The sequence below is a fragment of the Candidatus Skiveiella danica genome (genome assembly GCF_022705245.1).
Taxonomy (GTDB): Bacteria; Pseudomonadota; Gammaproteobacteria; order Burkholderiales; family Burkholderiaceae_C; genus Skiveiella; species Skiveiella danica.
This window is the reverse complement of sequence record NZ_JAKJEW010000200.1, coordinates 1-232: the sequence shown is the minus strand read 5'-3', so window position 1 is coordinate 232 and position 232 is coordinate 1. Positions and strand designations below refer to the sequence as shown.

1 pseudogene is annotated in these 232 nt (G+C 72.4%); it reads right to left on the bottom strand.

From position 1 onward, the window contains the following. A pseudogene (locus ACMUOY_RS20995) lies at positions 1-232 on the bottom strand (hypothetical protein); the annotation flags it as partial.

Genomic DNA, 232 nt, shown 5'->3' with positions numbered 1-232 from the left:
ATCTCGAGCAGCGACTGCGACGCGGCGACGGCGGCGCGACTCTCCTGGAAGCGGCGCAGGATCACGCCGTCGATCGGTGCCTCCAGCTTCAGTACCTGATCGGCCCCGCGGCTGCCCTGCAGCGCCAGCACCGCACGGGCGGCTTCGGCACGTTGTCCGGCGGCGGCCAGATCGGCGCGTGCGGCGGCGTGCTCGGCTTCCTGCTGATCGACCTTCATCGCCGCGGTCTCGC